Here is a 19,760-nt window from a genome sequence, read left to right as displayed (position 1 = left end):
CAGCCAGAACGAGAAAGGGGGAGCCATTATGGCTCCCCCTTTTTATCTTCACGCGGGCATGACACTCAGTTGCAGCAGCGTCCTTTCACCAGATTGCCGATGGCCACCACGGTGAAGACCAACAGGTAAGCGGCGAAGATGACAACCAGCCACTGGGGCATGGAGTAACCGAAGAACTGCCAGGTGATCTGGGCACAATCCCCTTCCGGCATAAAGAGCCAGGGGAGCCACTGATCGAGCGGAGCCCAGCTCGGGAAGTCGGCAAACGGGCTGCAGACGTTGAACGGGGAAGGATTGACCTGATAGTCCACATGCTTGAGGGCCAGCTGGAAGCCGCGGAAGGCACTGTAGCCCCATAGCAGCATGGCGCTCCAGCGAACATACCACTTATCCGGCGCCACCATGCCGAGCAGACCGGCGGCCAGCACACCAAGGGTCGCCAACCGTTCGTAAACGCACATCACGCACGGGGAGAGGCCCAGCACATGCTGGAAGAAGAGGGCGCACAACTCGAGGAACAGGGCTGATGCTGCCAACAGGCCCCAAGCCAGCCGATGGGCGGCAATACGGCGGAGAAACTCGATCATCTCATTGATCTCTCAGAAAAAACAGTGGCTGAATTAGAGCAGAGCGGGGCAGAAAAGAAAAGGGCCCTGAAAGGGCCCTCGGAAACCGTCGCAACGGATTAATGCAGTGCCGGTTGTACCGCTGGCAGCGCACTCTCCATCACCAGCCATCCGTGCTGATAGAACCACTCGGTGGCAGGACCAAGCAGCAATTCGACAGAGAAAAAGCCGATCAGCCCCAGCACCAGGGTGTAGGGCAGCGCCATCCAGACCATGCGGCCATAGGAGAGACGCAGCAGCGGCGCCAATGCCGAAGTGAGCATAAACAGGAAGGCGGCCTGACCATTGGGGGTGGCGACCGACGGCAGGTTGGTACCTGTGTTGATGGCGACTGCCAGCAGATCGAACTGGGCGCGGTCGATGGCACCATTGAGCATGGCCGTCTTCACCTCATTGATGTAGACGGTGCCGACAAAGACGTTGTCACTGACCATGGAGAGCACCCCGTTGGCCAGATAGAAGAGGGCCAGCTGGTTCTCCGGTTTGGCTGCCAGTACCAGCTGGATCACCGGCTTGAACAGCTGCTGATCGATGATGACGGCGACTACGCTGAAGAAGACCGCCAACAGGGCGGTGAAGGGGAGTGCCTCCTGGAAGGCTTTACCCAGCGAGTGCTCCTCGGTGATCCCGGTCAGGGAGGTGGCCAGCACGATGACCGAGAGGCCAATCAGACCAACGGCTGCCAGGTGCATGGCCAGACCGACGATTAGCCAGACCGCAATCAATGCCTGAACGATCAGCTTGGCCTTGTCTTGCGGGCTGCGTTTTGCCTCTTCGTAGCGGTTGTACTCCTCCATGATGGCGCGCACCGTGTCCGGCAGGCGGGCGCCATAGCCAAACCAGCGGAACTGTTCCACCAGCACGCAGGTCAGCAGACCGCAGATAAAGACGGGGATGGTGACGGGAGACATGCGAATGGCAAATTCGGCGAAGTTCCAGCTGGCTTGCTCGCCGATGATGAGGTTTTGCGGCTCGCCCACCAGAGTGCAGACACCACCCAGCGCGGTACCGATGGCGGCATGCATCATCAGGCTGCGCAGGAAGGCGCGAAAATCATCGAGATCCTGGCGATTGAGCTCGGCGACTTCCTTATCATCGGTATGGTCATGGCTGTGACCAAACTCCTTGCCGGACGAGACCTTGTGATAGATAGCGTAAAAGCCGGTGGCGACACTGATCACCACGGCAATCACGGTCAGGGCATCGAGAAAAGCTGACAGGAAGGCTGAGACCAGACAGAAGGAGAGGGAGAGCAGGATCTTGGAGCGTACGCCGATCAGCAGCTTGGTGAAGACATAGAGCAGCAGCTGCTTCATGAAATAGATGCCTGCCACCATGAACACCAGCAACAGCAGCACTTCGATATTGGCGACCAACTCGTGTTTGACCTGATCGGCGGAGGTCATGCCGATCAACACGGCTTCGGTCGCGAGCAGACCACCCGGTTGCAGGGGGTAGCATTTGAGGGCCATGGCCAGGGTGAAGATAAACTCAACAACCAGTAACCAGCCCGCAATGAAAGGATCAAGGTGGAAGGCAATCGGATTGATCACCAGAAATAGCAAGATGGCGCTTTTATACCACTGTGGTGCATTGCCCAAGAAGTTCTTGGCGAATGCCTGCCCTAGGCTTATTGGCATGATAATGGGTCTCAACTTTGTTGTTAGGATCTGCTTCTATGCAGTCAAGGATGATTCGACCTGTGCCTCCGGATGTTGGCCTTTATCTGTCTGATTCCTCGTGATTTTAATCAAAAAGCGTGACGATTATAAATGATAGCCGATGGATCTCTGCCCATCTGTCTGTTTTATAACCACCTTGTCGGGGTTGGCTGGCTCCCTCGTGGCGATTAGATACATATTCCCAACACTATATTTGCCATATGTGAGCAGAGGACTGACCTTATGCTTGCCAGCCATCATCGCTTTGATATCATTCGTCAGCCTTTTTACGCATTACAACAGAGTCAATTCATGGTTATAAAAGCGCAGAGCCCAGCTGGGTTTGCCGAGGAATACATCATCGAGTCCATCTGGAACAATCGCTTTCCTCCCGGATCTATTCTGCCCGCCGAGCGTGAATTATCCGAGTTGATCGGGGTGACGCGGACTACCTTGCGCGAAGTGCTGCAGCGACTTGCCCGTGATGGCTGGTTGACCATACAGCATGGCAAGCCGACCAAGGTGAACAATTTCTGGGAAACCTCCGGCCTCAATATTCTGGAGACGTTGGCTCGTCTGGATCAGGACAAGGTACCTGATCTGATTGCTCAGCTGCTCTCCGCCCGTACCCACATCTGCACCATCTTTATCCGCGGGGCGATCCGTCACAATCCGGAACAGGCCGCCGAGATCCTGCGTGGTGCCGATGGGGTCGAGAACAACGCACAGGCTTATGCCGAGTTCGATTATCGCCTGCACCACCAGCTGGCGTTTGCTTCCGGCAATCCGATCTACGCCCTGATCCTGAACGGTTTCAAAGGGTTGTATAGCAGAGTCGGCAGCTACTACTTCTCCGACAAGCAGGCCCGCGAGACCGCAGATGCCTACTACAAGACTCTGCTCAATCTGGCGGAGACCAAGAACCACGAAGCCGTGTTCATGACGGTGCGTCAGTACGGTATCGAGTCCGGCAAGCTCTGGACCCGCCTGCGTCAGGACATGCCAAGCGATCTGTGCGACAACTGATCCCTTGCCTGTGCTGTCCAGGAAACGCGCCATCCGGCGCGTTTTTTTATTCTGCCGTGTTTGTGTCTATCCTTGATTGGCGGTGGTAATTGCTTGAACTGCATGGATATTTGGCCAAAAAGCTTGATCCAGCGCAAATGAACCCTGCATTTATCACTTTGGTGGCATAGGACCCAACCGCTGATTGAGGTCAAATGGAGGCATCAAGAGCGGAGCCAATATCCGCCAGAAGGAACACACCTTTCACCGGATGAAGGACACAACAATGAGTCTTCTTGAACACACCATCTGGACAGTACTGGGATACGGGGCCATGCCCTTTATCTTTCTGAGCGGATTCGTGGCGGTGGCAGTGACCTGTTGCATGCTGCTGAACGCGTTCGGGGTACAGTCCGCCGAGAAGTGAGTCGCTTCTCCATGCCGCCAAATGCCAGTCTTCGGACTGGCATTTGTTTTTTTTGTCTTTTAAAGCACTTATCCCGGCAGGGAAGGGGAAATCTTTGGTCAGGATGGTCGAACCTGCCGCCGATTTTGATTACACTGGCGCCCGTATTTCCCACTCACCCTTCTCTTATCAGGGGTTCAAGGTTTTCTATGGCTCTCAAGGCAACCGTATTCAAGGCCCAGATCAGTTTGTCTGATATGGATCGCAATCTGTATCAGGACTTCTCCCTCACGCTGGCGCGCCACCCCTCCGAAACCGATGAGCGGATGATGATCCGGCTGGCGGCTTTTGCCTGGCACGCTGCCGAGCGACTGGAGTTCACCAAGGGATTGAGCGCCGATGACGAACCCGAGCTCTGGTGCAAGAACTACTCGGACGAAATAGAGCTCTGGATCGAGCTGGGCCAACCCGATGAAAAACGGCTGAAAAAGGCCTGTAACCGCGCCCGTCAGGTGGTGCTCTATCTCTACGGTGGTCGTGGCACCAGCGTTTGGTGGAAGCAGAACCAGGGCAAGCTGAGCCAGCATGACAACCTCAGCATCATCGAACTCTCCGACAGCCAGACACTGCCGCTCACCGCCATGGTCGAGCGCACCATGCAGCTCACCTGCACTATCTCCGATGGTCAGCTCTGGGTAAGCAATGGCGCACTGGAAGTGACGCTGGATCCGGTGGTGCTGATGGGCAAACCGGCCCGCGAACTGTAACGGACGCCGCCTATGTTCAGCGCCTTGCTCAATATCGTCATTCCGGTGTTCGGTGTGGTCGGGCTCGGCGCCCTCTACGGGCGATTGCGACCGGGGGCTGCGCTCGGTTACGTCAATCGGGCCAATATCGAGCTGTTTACCCCGGCGCTGGTCTTCTCTGCGCTGGTCAAGTATCCGCTGGCGCTGGCGGAGCATCTGCCGCTGATTGCGGCGGGGGCGCTGGTTATTCTGTTACCCGGTCTGCTGCTTGCGCTGCTCAAACTCAAAGGGATTGAGCGGGCAGCCCTGATCTTGCCCGCCATGTTCCGAAATACCGGCAATCTTGGTATCCCCTTGATGGTGCTGGCGTTTGGCGAGCAGCAACTGGGGGCCATCGTGATCCTTTTTGTGCTCTCCAATCTGCTGCACTTCTCGGTCGGCATGTTTATCCTCTCGGCCAATACCTCCCGCTGGTTGTGGCTGCGCAGCCCTGTGCTCTGGGCCGCGCTGGCCGGTTTGCTGGTGGCCAACCTGCACATTACGCTGCCGGAATATGTGGTGACCACGGCCTCGCTGCTCGGCCAGATCTCGGTGCCCCTGATGCTCTTTGCGCTGGGTATTCGCCTGATGGAGGGAGAGCTCGATCACCTTGGCCTCGCGCTCAAGTGCAACCTGCTCTATCTGCTGGCGGGGGGATTGTCGCTGCTGCTGGCGATCTGGCTGTTGCCGCTCAAGACGGAGTGGATCCCGCTGTTGATGTTGTCGGTTTCCTTGCCCCCTGCGGTGTTGAATTACATGCTCTGCGAGCAGTATCACTGTCAGCCGGACAAGGTGGCCAGTATCGTGCTCGGCGGCAATGCCCTCTCTGTGCTGGTGATCCCGCTGGCGGTCTGGCTGGCACTTCATCTGCCCGGCTAAGTCAGATTGCATCGCTGCGGCTCTTCTCGTGGAAACGGTTCGTACCAAATCATTGCCTCCGTGATACATCTGTCGTCCCCGTATCCGGCCCTGAGCCCCAGGGCTAACGGCGACAGCTATAGTTGAAAAAGAGCTGACTGACACTGTTTAACCAATGCCAGTGAGGGATACCGGATGAGCACAAGTGAGCAATCTGATCCTGTGGGGCAGGCAAAATCGCGCTATGACCCGGCATTGCCTACCGGTTATGACTGGCGCAGACACCGCCGTTTTATCCTCAGTGGCGGTGGTTACAAGGCACAATGCAGCCGTCGCAACTGGTTTTTGGAGTTGCTCAATCCGGTGCCCTATGTGGTGGTGCGAGACATAGCCATCGGCGGCATCGGCATTCTTGGGGCCATGCGGTTGAAAGAGGGGGATGAGCTGGTGATTACCATTCCCTCTGGCGAGAAGCTGCGCGGTCTGGTCGTGAGATCCCAGCCAGACCCACTTTTTCCCAAACTCTATCGCACCGGTATTCGTCTGCATCGTTATCCGACGGCCGAGCTGTTTGCCCGCTGGCAAAGTTACATTCAGCCGCAAGATAAAGCGGATTTCGACCATGAGTGCCAAGTCTTGAAACAGGTACGCGGCGCGTGAGTCACGTACCATATCAGTGGTTGGTTTCCCCACATTCAGCATGATCTGTCGATGGACTTTGCGGATCAGCAGGCTTGGTTGGCCCGAGTGGCTTATCTCACTGCATGTGTTTTCATCTTTATGTTTTTATTGAATTTTATCTGTGCCTCGGAAGTCGCAGAGGATGCGGATCATTTTCCCTTTTCGTGATCCCCCCCGAAGTAGTTCCCCCTGATATCCCTTAGTATCTGGCCAGCATGACTCCCTTTAGGGGGAAGAGAACAAGAACAAAAAGGAATGATGGATGAGATCCGTGAGCAACCAGTGTCTGTTGATGCAGATCCAGCCGACCATCTTGCGCTTTGCCAAGATGCTGGCCAGTGTGCTGCAGCTTGAGGTCGAGATTGTGGATGCCGATATGGTTCGGGTGGCTGGCACCGGGCCCTATGGCAAGTTCTTCGGACGTCAGCTGGAGGGGGATTCCCGCCTGCTGCGCTATGTGATTGATAACCAGCGGGAGAAGATCGTTACCCACACCAGCGATGATCCCGTGTGTGACGGTTGTACCTGCAAGGAGAGCTGCCGTGAGCGCGCCTTCCTCGGGGTGCCCATCATGGTGGACGAGCGCTGCATCGGGGTGATCAGTCTGGTGGCCTTCAGCGACGAGCAGCAGGCGCGCCTCAACAACAATCTGCAGGATGTGTGCGACTATGTGCGCCACATCTCCACCATCTTTGTGGCCAAGTTGCTCGATTCGCGCGGGTTGTCGGACGGGGTCAACAAGGTGTTCCTCAATCTGATGACCAACATGGATCAGGGCTGCCTGCTGCTCGATGACAAGAGTCAACTGCTCTACGCCAACGAGGCGGCGCTCCATCATCTGGGTTGCCAGCAGGAACAGCTGCAGGGGCGCGAAGTGGGGATCCGCCCGCTTACCTTCTCCCAACAGGGGCTGAGTGGTCATCTCCAGCACATCATCACCTTTGAAGGTCGTCAGGAGCTGATCATCGGCCAGCTACACCATGTGCAGGGCCAGCAGCTCTTTCTGATGGCGTTTCACCAGTCCCACTCCGGTCAGGTTCAGGAGCCAGATCCGGATGTGCGGATCGATCAGCTGATCGGCGAGAGCAAGCCGATGCGTACCCTCAAGCGGCTGCTGCACCGCATCGCCCAGAGTCCCTCCAGCGTGCTGATTTGTGGCGAGAGTGGCACCGGTAAAGAGGTGGTGGCCCGCGCTGTCCATCGCCTGAGTCCCCGTCAGGACAAGCCTTTTATTGCCATCAACTGTGCCGCCATTCCCGAACAACTGCTGGAGAGCGAGCTGTTTGGTTATGTGAAGGGATCGTTTACCGGAGCTTCCAGCGGTGGTAAACAGGGCCTGATCCAGGCGGCCCATCAGGGTACCTTGTTCCTTGACGAAATTGGCGACATGCCGCTTACCATGCAGGCCAAGCTGCTACGGGTGCTGGAGCTGCGGGAGGTGACCCCCATCGGGGCCAGCCGACCTGTGCCGGTGGATATTCGCATCATCGCCGCCACTCACCAGCATCTCGATCAATACATCGCCGAAGGGAAGTTTCGTGAAGATCTCTACTATCGCATCAACGTCATCCCCCTCAACCTGCCGCCGCTGCGGGAGCGGGAAGGGGACGTGGAGTTGCTGACCCACTACTTCCTCAACCTGCACACCAGCCGCATTGGCATCGTCTATCCCGGTTTGGCTCCCGAGGTGATGGTGCTGCTCAAGGGGTATCGCTGGCCGGGCAACGTCCGCGAGCTCAGCAACCTCATCGAATATCTGGTCAACGTCAGCCAGGCGGGCGAAGTGATTGACGCCAGTCTGCTGCCCCCCAACATCATCCGCAATCAGGAGCCCCATCACGTGGCGGCCCAGTCGATCCCGGTGACCAACCTGGATGCGGCGTTCAATGTGCCTGCCACAGCTCCGCTCGCCGCCACGCCGGAGAAGCTGCCTGAACCCGTTCCGGGTGAGAGCGGCCTTGAGAGCATGGAAAAACAGATGATAGAAGAGACCCTGCAGCGGCTCGGCAACAAAAAACTGGCCGCACAGGCGCTGGGGATTGGGATTGCCACCCTCTATCGCAAGATAAAGAAGTACGAGATTGCCGTGCAGAGCTGAGGCGCTGGCGGCATCGATCTGGCCCGTGTCGTTTATTGGATGGCACGGGTTTTTTATGGGAACAAGGTTCTGCGCCATGGCCGAATTGTGCTGAACGGAGTGGCGTGGCAGGGGAGTGGCTGCATGGCAGAATGCAAAAAGCCCGCTCGATGAGCGGGCTTTTTTAATCTGGTGCGTCCTAGTGGATTCGAACCACCGACCCCCACCATGTCAAGGTGATGCTCTAACCAGCTGAGCTAAGGACGCAGGGTGCGCAATGCGACTTTTATTTCTTTATGCAGAAGTGGTGGGTTTAATTGGATTCGAACCAACGACCCCTACCATGTCAAGGTAGTGCTCTAACCAACTGAGCTATAAACCCACATCTGGAATAACTGCAAAGTATTGAAACTGAATGGTGCGTCCTAGTGGATTCGAACCACCGACCCCCACCATGTCAAGGTGATGCTCTAACCAGCTGAGCTAAGGACGCATAATCAGTGTTCTGTAATGGTGCGTCCTAGTGGATTCGAACCACCGACCCCCACCATGTCAAGGTGGTGCTCTAACCAGCTGAGCTAAGGACGCATCACAGAAAAAGTGGTGGGTTTAATTGGATTCGAACCAACGACCCCTACCATGTCAAGGTAGTGCTCTAACCAACTGAGCTATAAACCCACTTTCTATCACTTCACTACGCCAGCGCTGCTGACGTGGTCGGCATACTACCCATGCCCCCCAAGGCTGTCAACAGGCCATATGCACAAAGGAGACTGTTTGCCCAGTTCTTGCGCAGCCTGTTGATTTTGCAGGCGAGTTGTCGCTTGCCAAGCCCTGTTACTGGGCCCGCGACAGGGTAGTGCAGGCTTCCGGAGTGGCAAAGCGGCCATAGATGTAGCGCAATCTCGCCCCCAGCATCAGGGCCGCACTGGTGAGGCCGACGATAAAGCCGATCCAGAAGCCCTGCGGCCCCATCCGCGGCACCAGCCAGTCGGTCAGACCCAGGATCATGCCGGTGGGCAGCCCCAGTCCCCAGTAGGCGACGATGGTGACGTAGAAGATCGCCTGGGTATCCTTGTAACCGCGAAGCGCAGCGGCCGCGACCACCTGCACCGAGTCGGAGATTTGATAGATGGCGGCGAAGAACAGCAAAATGGCCGCCAGGACGATCACCTGCTGATCATCGGTATAGATGGAGGCGATCTGCTCGCGCAGCAGCACCGTCATGGCCGCAGTGGCAGCAGCGATGGCCATCCCCAGCATCAAGCCGGTGCGAGCAGCTACCCGGGCGTGATGGGGCTGCCCTTCACCTATGCTGTGACCGACCCGGATGGTGACACCCACCCCGATGGAGAGGGGCAGCATAAAGACCAGGCTGGAGAAGTTCAGCGCAATCTGGTGGCTCGCCACCGTTTCGGCGCCGAAGGGGGCCAGCATCAGGGCCACTACGGTAAACAGGGTCACCTCGCAGAAGATCGCCATGGCGATGGGGAACCCTAAGCGGAACAAGCGCCAGATCCGGCTGCCGTTGGGGCGAGCCAGCTGGGAGAAAAGCCGGATCTCGGTGAAGTGACGGGAGAGCTTCACATAGAGGATCATCGCCAGCAGCATGGCCCACAGCACGATGGCAGTAGCCACGCCACAGCCGACCCCGCCGAGCTTGGGCATGCCGAAGTGACCGTGGATGAAGATGTAGTTGGCGGGAATATTGACCGCCAGCCCGACAAAGCCGATCACCATGGTGGGCATGGTGTGGGAGAGACCCTCGCTGAAGTTGCGCAGCACCTGGAACAGCACGAAGGCGGGCAGGCCCCACAGGATGGCGTGCAGGTAACCAGTGGTCTTGGCGGCCATCACCGGCTCCACATCCATGAACTGCAACGCCAGCGGGCTGTAATAAAGCGCAATCATCGCCAGCGGGGTGACGATCAGTGCCAGCCAGAAGCCCTGATGAACGGCCGGGCGAATTGCCTCCCGTTTACGGGCGCCATTGAGCTGGGAGACGATGGGGGTGAGCGCCATGATGATCCCCTGCACCAGCAGGATCACCGGTAGCCAGAAGCTGGACGCCACCGACACGGCGGCCAGATCGACTGCACTCACCTGACCCGCCATCACGGTATCGACGAAGTTCATGGCGACCTGGGCCACTTGGGCGACCAGAATGGGGCTGGCTAGACGGACGAGCTGCTTCGCCTCGGACCAATAACGTTGCACTGACACCTCCGAGTGGATCAGATAAGAGTAAAAAAGAGCGGAAATCGGGAAGAGCCTTTGCACTTTCGGACGAAAGTGCAAAGGGTGGGGGAGGCATTCTAGCCTGAAATTCAGCCAGGACGAAATAGTTGCCACCCCGGCAGCGGGATCAGGCGTCTTCGTGATCGCTGATCAGCAGGTTGGCAGCGGCATAGGCAGCCTGCTCGCGCAGTTCGGCGGGCACCCGTTCATCGGCGGCGACCGCATTGAGGGCGCGGATAGTAGCGGCGATGGCGTTTGGCACATAGCCCTGCTCGCCGGAGCCAATCTGGTTATAGGCGATGCGGATCGCTTCACAACATTGATATACCTGCATTTCTTTTTCCTTGTTTACCCGGATGTGAACGGCGTCACTATAGCGATCGGGCGCAAGCTTGTCAGCCTGTACCCTTGTCTCACCCTCTGCCCGAGGTTAACCTGCCCTTTTTGCCGTAGCAGGAGACGAGAGATGTTCACTGGCATAGTGCAGGGGACCGCCGAACTGGTGGCCATCGAGGAGCAACCCAACTTCCGTACCCATGTGATCCGCATGCCCAGCCCGGCGTGGGGGGAAGGGCTGGCCCTCGGCGCTTCGGTCGCCCACAACGGCTGCTGCCTGACCGTCACCCGGGTCGAGGGGGAGCTGGTCAGCTTCGATCTGATGCAGGAGACCCTGCGTCTCACCAACCTCGGCCTGTTAAAGGCGGGGGACAAGGTCAATGTGGAGCGGGCTGCCCGCTTTGGTGACGAGATCGGCGGTCACGCCATGTCCGGCCACATTATCGGGATGGCGGAAGTGACCTCGGTGATCGACACCCCCAACAACCGTCAGGTGTGGTATCGCCTCGCCCCCGAGCTGATGAAATATGTGCTGACCAAGGGGTATATCGGTATCGACGGCATCAGCCTGACCATCGGCGAGGTGCGCGAGAGTGAGTTTTGCGTTCACCTGATCCCCGAGACGCTGGCTCGCACCAACCTGGGTTGGGTCAAGGCTGGCTGGCAGACCAATATCGAGATCGATCCCCAGACCCAGGCTATCGTCGATTCCGTGGAGCGGGTGTTGGCGGCACGCGGGGGTCATTGAAAGGAAACGGCTCGGTTTCAATCGCCTCATAAGCAAGGGCCTGCAGTATGCTGGCCCTTGTTATTCATGTGGTGAAAATCTCTACTCGATTTTCTGTGACTCGCAATCAAAACAGTTGCTCGTCATCCGCATCCACAAACAACTGCAAACAGTCGCGGGCTTCGTCGCGGTGAAGCCGCAGGTGGATCGGATTGCAACAGGCCATGCAATCTTCGTAAAACTCCTGATCACCCTGGCTGGCATCCAGCTCGACCCGGGTATGGTGACCGCAGTGGGGGCAGACGATGCGCTTGCTGGTGTACTCGATCATGATAACCTCCTCGGGCCCTGAGGCCGCCTATCTACCCTGATTCTAGTCGGGCTGCAGGGGGTTAACCGCGAGCAAACGCACGTTTATGACAGAGATCAAGCCTGAGGGATGGCAAGGTGAAACCGGCTGGAGTGGTCGTGTGCGAGAGGAACAATCTGGTTGTGAATGACAGGTGAAAAGAGGGGGATTGCCAACGGTTTTGTCTGGTAATAACAGGGGGCTGGAGCCCCCTGCGGATATGAGAACGCGAACGCAACAAGGCTCCGATAGGCGCTACTTGACCCAGCTGGCCAACATGTCGGCATTCAGCTCGGCCAGCGAGCCTAGCTGGTAGTTGGCGATGGCCAAGCGTGGGTCACCCACTAAAGCGGGATCCGGCACGATCAGCGCAGTCATGGAGGCCGCCTTGGCCGCCAGCAGACCGGTGAAGCTGTCTTCGATGGCCAGGCAGTGTACCGGTTCCACCCCCAGCTTTTCGGCTGCGTGGATATAGACATCCGGGTGCGGTTTGCCGAAACGCTCGATTTCAGCGGAGTGAACCGCCATAAAGCGATCGCGAATGCCGAGTTTGCCGAGCACAGCTTCTACCATCGCAAAGGGGGAGGAGGTCGCCAGACCCACTTTCAGGCCGCGGGCTTCGATAAGGTCGAGCGCTTCCAGCACACCGGCTTTGGCCTGACCTTCGGAGAGGATCAGGGCGTTGACCTGATCCAGAATGCGCTGCACCACCTCGTCCTGGCTCGGGCCGCTCCACGGGCGCAGGCGATACCAATGGGCAACCAGCTGATCGATGCGCACGCCGATGGTCGATTCGCAATCCTCTACCGTGTGGGGGTGACCCAGTTCGGAGAAAACGGCGATCTGGGCCCGTTGCCAAAAGGGTTCAGAGTCGATCAGAACACCATCCATATCGAAGATCACGGCAGCTAACATCTTGTACTCCTGACAAATTTGAAGAGGGGATTATAAGCCTGACGGGGAAATGCAAAAGGGGCATTGCCATGCCCCTTGCGCCCGATCACATCGGCAAACGTTTGTTTTGCTATGGCAAAAAAGCCCTTAGAACAGTACATCGACCTTGGCGGCCACGGCTTTGGCTTTTTCTACCGCATCCTGGCAATCCAGTGCGCGGGCCAGCGCCACGCCAAGACGGCGGCGACCGGCGATCTCCGGTTTGCCAAACAGCCGCAGCTGGGCACCCGACACCAGCGCCAATGCCTCACCAATTCCCTGATAGCGGATATCCTGGCTGTGCCCTTCGCGCAGTACCACGGCAGAGGCGCTCGGCCCGTACTGGGTGATGGTGCCGACCGGCAGCCCCAGAATGGCGCGCACGTGCAGGGCGAACTCGGAGAGATCCTGGGAGATCAGGGTCACCATGCCGGTATCGTGGGGGCGAGGCGAGACTTCGCTAAACCACACTTCATCCCCCTTGATGAAGAGTTCGACCCCGAACAGGCCGTAACCGCCCAGCGCTTCGACCACCTTGGCCGCTACCTCTTTGGATCGGGCCAGCGCCAGCTCGCTCATCACCTGTGGCTGCCAGGATTCGCGGTAGTCGCCATCTTCCTGCCGGTGGCCGATAGGGTCGCAGAAGTGAATGCCATCGACGGCGCGTACCGTGAGCAGGGTGATCTCGTACTCGAAGGGAACGAAGCCCTCGACGATCACCTTGCCACGACCGGCGCGGCCACCCTCCTGGGCGTAGGTCCAGCTCTCATCCAGCTTGGCGAGATCGCGCAGCACGCTCTGTCCCTTGCCGGATGAACTCATCACAGGTTTCACCACGCAGGGCAGGCCGATGGTCTCGACGGCGGCGACAAACTCCTCCTTGCTCTGGGCAAAGCGGTAGGGGGAGGTGGGCAGGCCCAGGGTCTCGGCGGCGAGACGGCGGATCCCTTCCCGGTTCATGGTGAGCTGGGTAGCGCGGGCGTTGGGCACTACCTTGACCCCCTCCTGCTCAAGGGCTGCCAGCGTATCGGTGGCGATGGCCTCGATCTCGGGGATGATGAGGTCGGGTTTGATCTCGGCGACCAGGGTACGCAGGGCGTTGCCATCGAGCATGTCCAGCACGTGGGCTTTGTGCGCCACCTGCATGGCGGGGGCGTTGGCATAGCGGTCGGCGGCGATCACTTCGATCCCGAAGCGTTGCAACTCGATGGCGACCTCCTTGCCAAGTTCGCCGGAGCCCAGCAGCAGGGCACGGGTGGCGCCGGGGCGGGTTGCGGTTCCAAACATACGATCTCTCCTGATGTCGATGGTCATTGTTGATGATCGCTATCGCACGAATAGCGGACAAAAAAAGAGGCACGCATGGCGTACCTCAGGAAAAGGGTTTGTGAGCGCGCTGCTCCAGATGGGTCAGCAAGGTAATGGCGCCAATGATGATGGCGGCGCCAAGCCACAGACGGCCGGGTGGCGCCCAGCCAAATACCAGCCAGCCTGCCAGCACGTTCATCGGCAGCTTGGCAAAATCGAAAGGCTGCACGAAGGAGGCCTCCGCCACGCTGTAGGCGCGAGCGATGGACATGTGCGCGAGTGCCGACAGAATGCCCGCTGCCGCCAGCAGCAGCCATTGTGGCTCGGTGGGCCACTGCCACTCTGGCAGCGCCAGCATGGCGTTGAACGGGGTACTAAAGATAAGCAGATACACCACTATGGTGTGGGATGATTCGTTGGCCGCCTGATAGCGCACCATCAGGGAGTAACTTGCCCAGAACAGCGCCGCCGCCACCGGCAGCAAGGAAGCCCAGTTGAATTCGTCAGTCCAGGGGGCGAGGATCAGCATGGCGCCGGCAAAGCCCGTCAGGGTGGCCAGAATGCGGGTGCGGCTCACCTGCTCCTTGAGCAGCAGGGCGGAGCCCAGGGTGGCAAACAGCGGTGAGGTCATCAGCAGGGCGATCCCCTGCCAGATGGGGACGGGGTACGCCAGTGCCCAGAGCCAGAGCTGGATGCCGATCACCGCCAGCAATACCCGCAACAGGTGCAACCGGAACTGATTGGTCATCAGGGATTGGCGCAGACCGTGGCGGACCAGCCAGGGCAGCAGGCAGATCAGGGCGATCAGGTATTGATGGAAAGCGACCTGAGTCGATGGGAGGCCAAGCTTGAAGCTGACATACTGGCTCAGGCTGTTGACGGCGGCGAAGCAGAGTCCTGCCACCATCATCCAGACTGCACCGGCCAGAGGAGAGTGCCTGCGCGAGGGTATCATGGGATCCGGGTCGCTGGAAAAAGTGCGGCGGATCATAACGGCAATCGTTTGTTCTGCCAAGGGTTGAAGCGCGGCCGCAGGGCTGGGTGGCGAGGAAGTGGCCTTGCATCAAAAAATTTGAACAAGTTGAGCATCTATTTTCGCTATCAGCAAATAAGCACAATGTTTAGAGTGACCTCCATCGACAGCGCAGCTGTTCAACCGACAACCAAATGGAGTTTCACCATGGCCAATATCCTCGTACTCAAATCCAGCATCCTGGGTCAATATTCCCAATCCAACGCCCTGATCGACGGCTTCCTGGCTGACCATCAGGATGATGTCGTCACCGTGCGTGATCTGGCAGCACTCAACCTGCCGGTGCTGGATGGCGAGCTGGCCTCCGGCCTGCGCGGTGGTGATAACCTGAACGAGCGTCAACTGGCGGTGATCGCCCAGTCCGACGAGCTGATCGCCGAACTCAAAGCGAGCGACTTGGTGGTGATTGCGGCTCCCATGTACAACTTCAACATCCCGACCCAGCTGAAAAACTGGATCGATCTGGTGGCTCGCGCTGGCGTCACCTTCCGCTACACCGAGACCGGTCCGGTGGGGATGGTTGAAAATACCCGTGCGCTGGTGATCAGCCCCCGCGGCGGCATGCACGTCGGCAGCGCCACCGATCTGGTCACTCCCTACATGCGTACCGTGCTCGGTTTCATCGGTATCAAAGAGGTGGATTTCATCTACGCCGAGGGGATGGGTATGGGCCCGGATGCCCAGAGCAAGGGGATGGAAGCGGCCAAAGCGCAGCTTGAGGCTCTGGCTATCTAAGGGCTCTCTCTATAAGGGCTATCTATCCCGTCAGGGGTTATCTCTCTCTAGGGGTTGCCCTGCCAGATACATGAACGCAGCCATCAGGCTGCGTTTGTTTTTTGGCTAGATGTGATTGCGACAGACGTTACTGCTACAGAGAGTATCGCGGCAAGCGGTCGGTATAGACGTTCCGGCGGAGTCACTACTCCATCATAAAGCGGCGACAACCGCGCACCAGCAGCAATGCCACCGTGACCAGCAGGCCAAGCAAGAGGGTGGTCAGCCACTGTTCGGTACTTTGTGGCAAGTGGGGCGTGAAGAGGCTGATCATCAACAGGGTACAGAGCGTGATCAACAGGCTCTGTCGGGTCATCAATATCATGGGGTCATCCTTGGTTTGCTCACCTGAAACGATTTTAATGCCCTCTTGTGACAGGGTGATGTATCCGTGCATCACTCTGTTGGGGCTCTTCAGACCATATCAGGTTTTTACCGCAGAGCCAGCGCCATCACTGGCGCTGTGATCCCGATCCCGCTAGCTCTCTTTATCTGAACTGTTTCTGCGCTGGCTGGTAGTGAAAATCACCGCTGGCGAGCCGCGCTTCCAGTGCAGCCTGATCGATCTCCTGCGCCTTGCAGAGATCATCCAGATCGTCATAGCGATCACGCAGCTGCATATTGACGACGCTCAGCAGCATGTTGATGTCCATGGTGGCGAACTTTTTCAAATCCATGATTATTTCTCCCGATCCAGTGATTGCAACTGCTCGATGGCGGCGCTGACGCTGTGCAGATGCTGGCGGATCGCCTCGCGGGATTCGCTTGGCAGATAGTCGGTCAGGGTATGTTGCCAGCTGCCTGCTTCACTCTTGAGCTGCAGGAAGAGGGCGAGCCCGGCATTGGTGAGGGAGACCAGGCTGATGCGTTTATCCTGCTCGCTGCTCTCGGTAAAGATGATCCCTTTTTCGACCAGACGGCGGATCTCGCGGGAGATGCGCACCTTGTCCATGCCGCTCGCCTCGACCAGCTCTTTCTGGCTGATGGGGTAGTTGGGGCCGAGCACCATCATCAGGCGCCATTGCGGCACGGTCAGCTGGTAACGCTGTTCATAAAACTGTTCGAAGGTATCCCGTAGCATCTCGGCGGCATGTACCAACTGATAGGGCGGGTAGTGAGCGAGTAACGCTATGATTTTTGACATATTACACCCTGCTGTGACGGCTGCATCAGATGCAGTTTCTTTTGATACTTTGACATTGATGATACGAAACTCAAGCTGATTTGTCTGACCCGGTTGCGATGAAATGTGCGGTGGCGCACGCCCTCAAGGAAAAACCGGGTCTGACCGACGGGATTTTAAGCCAACGCTGTTCAGCCTTTACGCAACCAGATGAGGGCGTTCTGCTTGAGCCAGGCCTCGCGTGTGTGGATAGCGTAGAGCGCGGCCTCGTCGCGGCTGCCCGCTTGCCAGCTTTGTGGCTCCTGTTTGGGCAGCTTGCGCTGACCCAGCAGGCAGGCCGGAATGTGCGGGTTGGCCTCGATGGCGACCAGCAGATGGGGCTTGGCTGCCTCGGCACCCTTGGTAGCAAAGACCATCAGCGCCTTGTTATAGAGCAACCAGCTGGAGGCTTCATCGAAGCGCACCAGCAGGGCGACCAACGCCTGCCAATCCCCTTGCAGTGCATAGAGGGTGGAGAGGTTGTAGCGGCAACCCAGCTCATCGGCCACGCAGATTGTCAGCAGCGCCAGATACTCCGCTTTGGCCTCGCCCAGCTTGCCAAGGCGCAGCAGGCAGTCGGCGCGGCCGGCTCTGGCGGCCAGCAGAGGGCGCAGCTCGGGGGCACTCCAGCCGTGGCCGTCGATTTGCTGCCAGAAGGCTTCATCAAAGAGCGGAGTGGCATCGGCGATGATCTTCTCGAACCAGCCGAGGCGGGCCTGATGATCGCGGCAGCTGTCGGCCAGCTCGAACCAGGTCTGCCACTGTTGGGCCTGCTCGCCATTGAGGGTGACATCAGGGCTGGGGGCTGCCTGATACTGGTCGAGGTTGAGCAGCTGGTTGAGGGCGGTTTTCATGTTCTGGCGCTGGCGTTTGCAGAACTCGACAAAGGGGAGTTCACTGGCGGCGGCGCTATAGAGCATCTGGGCCATCTGCTTGTCGCGAAACAGGCTCAGCTCGGCGGCCAGACTGAAGCGGTACTGGGTGGTCGGGTCGTTCAAATCCTTCGGCTTGGGCCAGGTGGCAAAACCCATGCTGAAGCCATAACACCATTGACCGAGGGGGTGGCTCTGTTCGAACACCTGCTCGGGGTTATCGCTGGGCAGGCGGCATTGGCTCGGCAGGGCCAGCTGGGCGTCCTCGGCCTGGGATTCCAGCTCGGCGATCAGGTGGTTGAGGGCTTCTGCGCTTTTTTCATCCAACTCGGCATCCTGTTCCAGCAGACCAGCCAGCGGGCGTTGCCAGTCAGGGCTTTCCGGCCCCACCAGACGAGCACAGAGAAAACCGTGCAGGGCCGGGTAGGTCATATCCTGATCGCTGTGGCTCTGGAGCCATTGATTAAGATGGCGGGTACGAGTGGATGGGTTCATCGACAGTTCCTCTGGATTTGAACAGCCGCGAAGTCTACCTAAAAGTGGGGTTATTTGCAGCAAATGGCCGCCTGTTTGGCGATTTAATCACCATTGGCGGATAAGATAAGGGCGAAAGGGCGGCCAGTGGTGGCTTGGGGACTAGGCCGGATCACCGCTCTTGAGGTAACATGCGCGCCCATAGGGGCCATGATCAATTGGCCCATCCGGGTAATGAGAAAAGAGAGCACCATGATACAGATTGGCAAGATGAACACCCTCACCATTGTTGAACTCGAAGACCGTGGCGCCTGGCTTGCGGCCGATGAGTACGGTGAACTGCTGCTGCCCAAGCGTCAACTGCCGGAAGGGGTGAAAGAGGGGGATAGCGTGCAGGTCTTCCTCTATCTGGATGCCGATTGCGAACCGGTGATCACCACCGACAAGCCATTTGCCATGGTGGACGAATTTGCCGGTCTGAAAGTGGTCAATGCCAACAAGATTGGTGCCTTCCTCGACTGGGGCATGAAAAAGGATCTGTTTGTGCCCAGCCGCGAGCAGAACAAGCCGATGCAGGTGGGCCACGTTTATCTGGTGCGTCTGCAACTGGATAACGAAGGGCGCATGGTCGGCACCAGCCGCATCGAGCGTTTCCTGACCCCGGCCGGCAGCAACTTCAAGGTCGGTGACGAAGTGACCGCGCTGCCGGGTGAGCATTCTCCTCTTGGTATCAAGGTGATCGTCAACGGTCAGTATCCCGGCATGCTGTTCAAGAACGAAGTGTTCGGTCGGGTGATGACCGGTCGGCCGCAAACCGCCTGGGTCAAGCAGGTGCGTGAAGATGGCAAGCTCGATCTGACTCTGCAAAAGCCCGGTCTGGCGCGGGTTGATGACGCCGGTGAACGTATTCTGAGCCGGATGAAAAAGCAGGGCGGCAGTCTGGCGGTGGGTGACAAGAGCGAACCCGAGCTCATCTACAAGCTGTTCAGCATGAGTAAGGGCACCTTCAAGAAGGCGATCGGCGGCCTCTACAAGCAGGGCAAGATTGTCATCGAAGATAACGCCATTACCCTGACCGACGCCGGTGCCGCGCAGGTACAAGCAGGCGAGCAGGCACAGGATAGCGAATAAGATGCCGAGTCCCTGTGTTGGTCTCTGCAAGGCGAAAGACGGGCTTTGCCTTGGTTGTGGCCGCACCTTGACCGAGATCGGCCACTGGTCGGCGATGGATAGCAAGGCCCAGCTGGCGGTGATGGCCGAGCTGGATGGCTCGAAAAGCACCCACCGCTGCCCGGGTTGTGGCGAACCGGCCTATTGCGCCGTCTCCGCCGGTCAGACCATTGCTCAGTGCTGGTGCAGCCAGTTGCCGGCAATGCCGATGCAGGAGGCCAGCGCTTGCTGGTGCCGCCGCTGTCTGGCCAAGGCCATCGCGGCGCAGGATTAGCAGAGAACAGC

Annotated in this window: 22 protein-coding genes and 5 tRNA genes; 10 read left to right on the top strand and 17 right to left on the bottom strand. The window is 58.4% G+C overall.

All coding sequences use genetic code 11. From position 1 onward, the window contains the following. Window positions 1-65: 65 nt before the first annotated feature. Both dsbB and nhaB read right to left on the bottom strand, forming a co-directional pair. Entirely contained in the window at window positions 66-587 is a 522-nt protein-coding gene (dsbB, locus tag I6L34_RS00710; RefSeq protein ID WP_005336895.1) for a disulfide bond formation protein DsbB, read from the bottom strand. Window positions 588-685: 98 nt separating this feature from the next. Then, a complete protein-coding gene (nhaB, locus tag I6L34_RS00705; RefSeq protein WP_216955357.1) occupies window positions 686-2,266 on the bottom strand; it encodes a Na(+)/H(+) antiporter NhaB in 1,581 nt (526 codons plus the stop codon). A gap of 333 nt (window positions 2,267-2,599) precedes the next feature. Here nhaB and fadR point away from each other — a divergent pair, with 333 nt between their 5' ends. The 6 genes from fadR to I6L34_RS00675 all read left to right on the top strand — a co-directional run bounded on the left by fadR (window position 2,600) and on the right by I6L34_RS00675 (window position 8,120). After that, complete coding sequence (gene fadR, locus I6L34_RS00700; protein WP_026034983.1) at window positions 2,600-3,313, top strand: fatty acid metabolism transcriptional regulator FadR; 714 nt, start codon at window positions 2,600-2,602, stop codon at window positions 3,311-3,313. A gap of 265 nt (window positions 3,314-3,578) precedes the next feature. Then, on the top strand, window positions 3,579-3,719 hold the full coding sequence (locus I6L34_RS00695) for a TIGR02808 family protein (protein ID WP_005345965.1): 141 nt from the start codon (window positions 3,579-3,581) through the stop codon (window positions 3,717-3,719). Between the two features lie 188 nt (window positions 3,720-3,907). Further along, the gene (locus tag I6L34_RS00690; protein ID WP_005336887.1) at window positions 3,908-4,465 is read left to right on the top strand and encodes a YaeQ family protein; all 558 of its coding nucleotides are present in this window, start codon (window positions 3,908-3,910) and stop codon (window positions 4,463-4,465) included. A gap of 12 nt (window positions 4,466-4,477) precedes the next feature. Further along, window positions 4,478-5,362, top strand: a complete 885-nt coding sequence (locus I6L34_RS00685; protein ID WP_005345962.1) for an AEC family transporter — start codon at window positions 4,478-4,480, stop codon at window positions 5,360-5,362. Window positions 5,363-5,536: 174 nt separating this feature from the next. Next, on the top strand, window positions 5,537-6,001 hold the full coding sequence (locus I6L34_RS00680; protein ID WP_216955356.1) for a hypothetical protein: 465 nt from the start codon (window positions 5,537-5,539) through the stop codon (window positions 5,999-6,001). 283 nt (window positions 6,002-6,284) lie between these two features. Beyond that, window positions 6,285-8,120, top strand: a complete 1,836-nt coding sequence (locus I6L34_RS00675) for a sigma 54-interacting transcriptional regulator (RefSeq protein WP_216955355.1) — start codon at window positions 6,285-6,287, stop codon at window positions 8,118-8,120. A 169-nt stretch (window positions 8,121-8,289) separates the two neighbouring features. On the opposite strand, the gene I6L34_RS00670 is transcribed toward I6L34_RS00675, so the two are convergent. From I6L34_RS00670 to I6L34_RS00640, 7 genes are all read right to left on the bottom strand, one after another. Further along, a tRNA-Val gene (locus I6L34_RS00670) sits at window positions 8,290-8,366 on the bottom strand. Between the two features lie 38 nt (window positions 8,367-8,404). Beyond that, window positions 8,405-8,481 (bottom strand) — tRNA-Val (locus I6L34_RS00665). Between the two features lie 34 nt (window positions 8,482-8,515). Then, window positions 8,516-8,592 (bottom strand) — tRNA-Val (locus I6L34_RS00660). Window positions 8,593-8,610: 18 nt separating this feature from the next. Continuing rightward, window positions 8,611-8,687, bottom strand: a tRNA-Val gene (locus I6L34_RS00655). 13 nt (window positions 8,688-8,700) lie between these two features. Continuing rightward, a tRNA-Val gene (locus I6L34_RS00650) sits at window positions 8,701-8,777 on the bottom strand. Between the two features lie 159 nt (window positions 8,778-8,936). Further along, the gene (locus I6L34_RS00645) at window positions 8,937-10,316 is read right to left on the bottom strand and encodes an MATE family efflux transporter (RefSeq protein ID WP_047440645.1); all 1,380 of its coding nucleotides are present in this window, start codon (window positions 10,314-10,316) and stop codon (window positions 8,937-8,939) included. A 148-nt stretch (window positions 10,317-10,464) separates the two neighbouring features. Further along, window positions 10,465-10,671 carry a YaeP family protein gene (locus I6L34_RS00640; protein WP_005345813.1) on the bottom strand — a complete coding sequence of 69 codons (207 nt, stop codon included), beginning with the start codon at window positions 10,669-10,671 and terminating at the stop codon, window positions 10,465-10,467. A gap of 132 nt (window positions 10,672-10,803) precedes the next feature. Here I6L34_RS00640 and I6L34_RS00635 point away from each other — a divergent pair, with 132 nt between their 5' ends. Next, window positions 10,804-11,421, top strand: a complete 618-nt coding sequence (locus I6L34_RS00635) for a riboflavin synthase (protein WP_058056872.1) — start codon at window positions 10,804-10,806, stop codon at window positions 11,419-11,421. Between the two features lie 106 nt (window positions 11,422-11,527). Here I6L34_RS00635 and I6L34_RS00630 read toward each other — a convergent pair whose 3' ends face one another. From I6L34_RS00630 to I6L34_RS00615, 4 genes are all read right to left on the bottom strand, one after another. Continuing rightward, window positions 11,528-11,731, bottom strand: a complete 204-nt coding sequence (locus tag I6L34_RS00630; protein WP_005336871.1) for a CPXCG motif-containing cysteine-rich protein — start codon at window positions 11,729-11,731, stop codon at window positions 11,528-11,530. A 273-nt stretch (window positions 11,732-12,004) separates the two neighbouring features. Then, a complete protein-coding gene (gene hxpB / locus I6L34_RS00625) occupies window positions 12,005-12,664 on the bottom strand; it encodes a hexitol phosphatase HxpB (RefSeq protein WP_058056871.1) in 660 nt (219 codons plus the stop codon). 126 nt (window positions 12,665-12,790) lie between these two features. Further along, complete coding sequence (gene purT / locus I6L34_RS00620; RefSeq protein ID WP_075115067.1) at window positions 12,791-13,969, bottom strand: formate-dependent phosphoribosylglycinamide formyltransferase; 1,179 nt, start codon at window positions 13,967-13,969, stop codon at window positions 12,791-12,793. A gap of 85 nt (window positions 13,970-14,054) precedes the next feature. Then, window positions 14,055-14,945, bottom strand: a complete 891-nt coding sequence (locus tag I6L34_RS00615; RefSeq protein ID WP_050498428.1) for a DMT family transporter — start codon at window positions 14,943-14,945, stop codon at window positions 14,055-14,057. A 225-nt stretch (window positions 14,946-15,170) separates the two neighbouring features. On the opposite strand from I6L34_RS00615, the gene I6L34_RS00610 reads away from it, so the two are divergent. Continuing rightward, complete coding sequence (locus I6L34_RS00610) at window positions 15,171-15,758, top strand: FMN-dependent NADH-azoreductase (protein ID WP_005336864.1); 588 nt, start codon at window positions 15,171-15,173, stop codon at window positions 15,756-15,758. 184 nt (window positions 15,759-15,942) lie between these two features. On the opposite strand, the gene I6L34_RS00605 is transcribed toward I6L34_RS00610, so the two are convergent. From I6L34_RS00605 to I6L34_RS00590, 4 genes are all read right to left on the bottom strand, one after another. Continuing rightward, window positions 15,943-16,122 (bottom strand): hypothetical protein, encoded by a 180-nt coding sequence (locus I6L34_RS00605; protein ID WP_005345799.1) that lies wholly within the window; start codon window positions 16,120-16,122, stop codon window positions 15,943-15,945. A 163-nt stretch (window positions 16,123-16,285) separates the two neighbouring features. Beyond that, window positions 16,286-16,474: a DUF4250 domain-containing protein gene (locus I6L34_RS00600; protein ID WP_019445848.1), complete on the bottom strand. Its 189-nt coding sequence runs from the start codon at window positions 16,472-16,474 to the stop codon at window positions 16,286-16,288. Window positions 16,475-16,476: 2 nt separating this feature from the next. Then, window positions 16,477-16,941 (bottom strand): MarR family winged helix-turn-helix transcriptional regulator, encoded by a 465-nt coding sequence (locus I6L34_RS00595; RefSeq protein WP_005336856.1) that lies wholly within the window; start codon window positions 16,939-16,941, stop codon window positions 16,477-16,479. 170 nt (window positions 16,942-17,111) lie between these two features. Continuing rightward, window positions 17,112-18,326 carry a YecA family protein gene (locus tag I6L34_RS00590; protein WP_216955354.1) on the bottom strand — a complete coding sequence of 405 codons (1,215 nt, stop codon included), beginning with the start codon at window positions 18,324-18,326 and terminating at the stop codon, window positions 17,112-17,114. Between the two features lie 231 nt (window positions 18,327-18,557). Here I6L34_RS00590 and I6L34_RS00585 point away from each other — a divergent pair, with 231 nt between their 5' ends. Both I6L34_RS00585 and I6L34_RS00580 read left to right on the top strand, forming a co-directional pair. After that, the gene (locus I6L34_RS00585) at window positions 18,558-19,436 is read left to right on the top strand and encodes a S1 RNA-binding domain-containing protein (RefSeq protein WP_230848178.1); all 879 of its coding nucleotides are present in this window, start codon (window positions 18,558-18,560) and stop codon (window positions 19,434-19,436) included. A gap of 1 nt (window position 19,437) precedes the next feature. Continuing rightward, complete coding sequence (locus I6L34_RS00580; protein WP_019445851.1) at window positions 19,438-19,749, top strand: DUF1289 domain-containing protein; 312 nt, start codon at window positions 19,438-19,440, stop codon at window positions 19,747-19,749. Window positions 19,750-19,760: the final 11 nt, after the last annotated feature.

Origin of the sequence: Aeromonas sp. FDAARGOS 1404 (assembly GCF_019047085.1) — a bacterium.
GTDB lineage: Bacteria > Pseudomonadota > Gammaproteobacteria > Enterobacterales > Aeromonadaceae > Aeromonas > Aeromonas veronii.
This window is presented reverse-complemented; position numbering and strand designations above follow the sequence as displayed.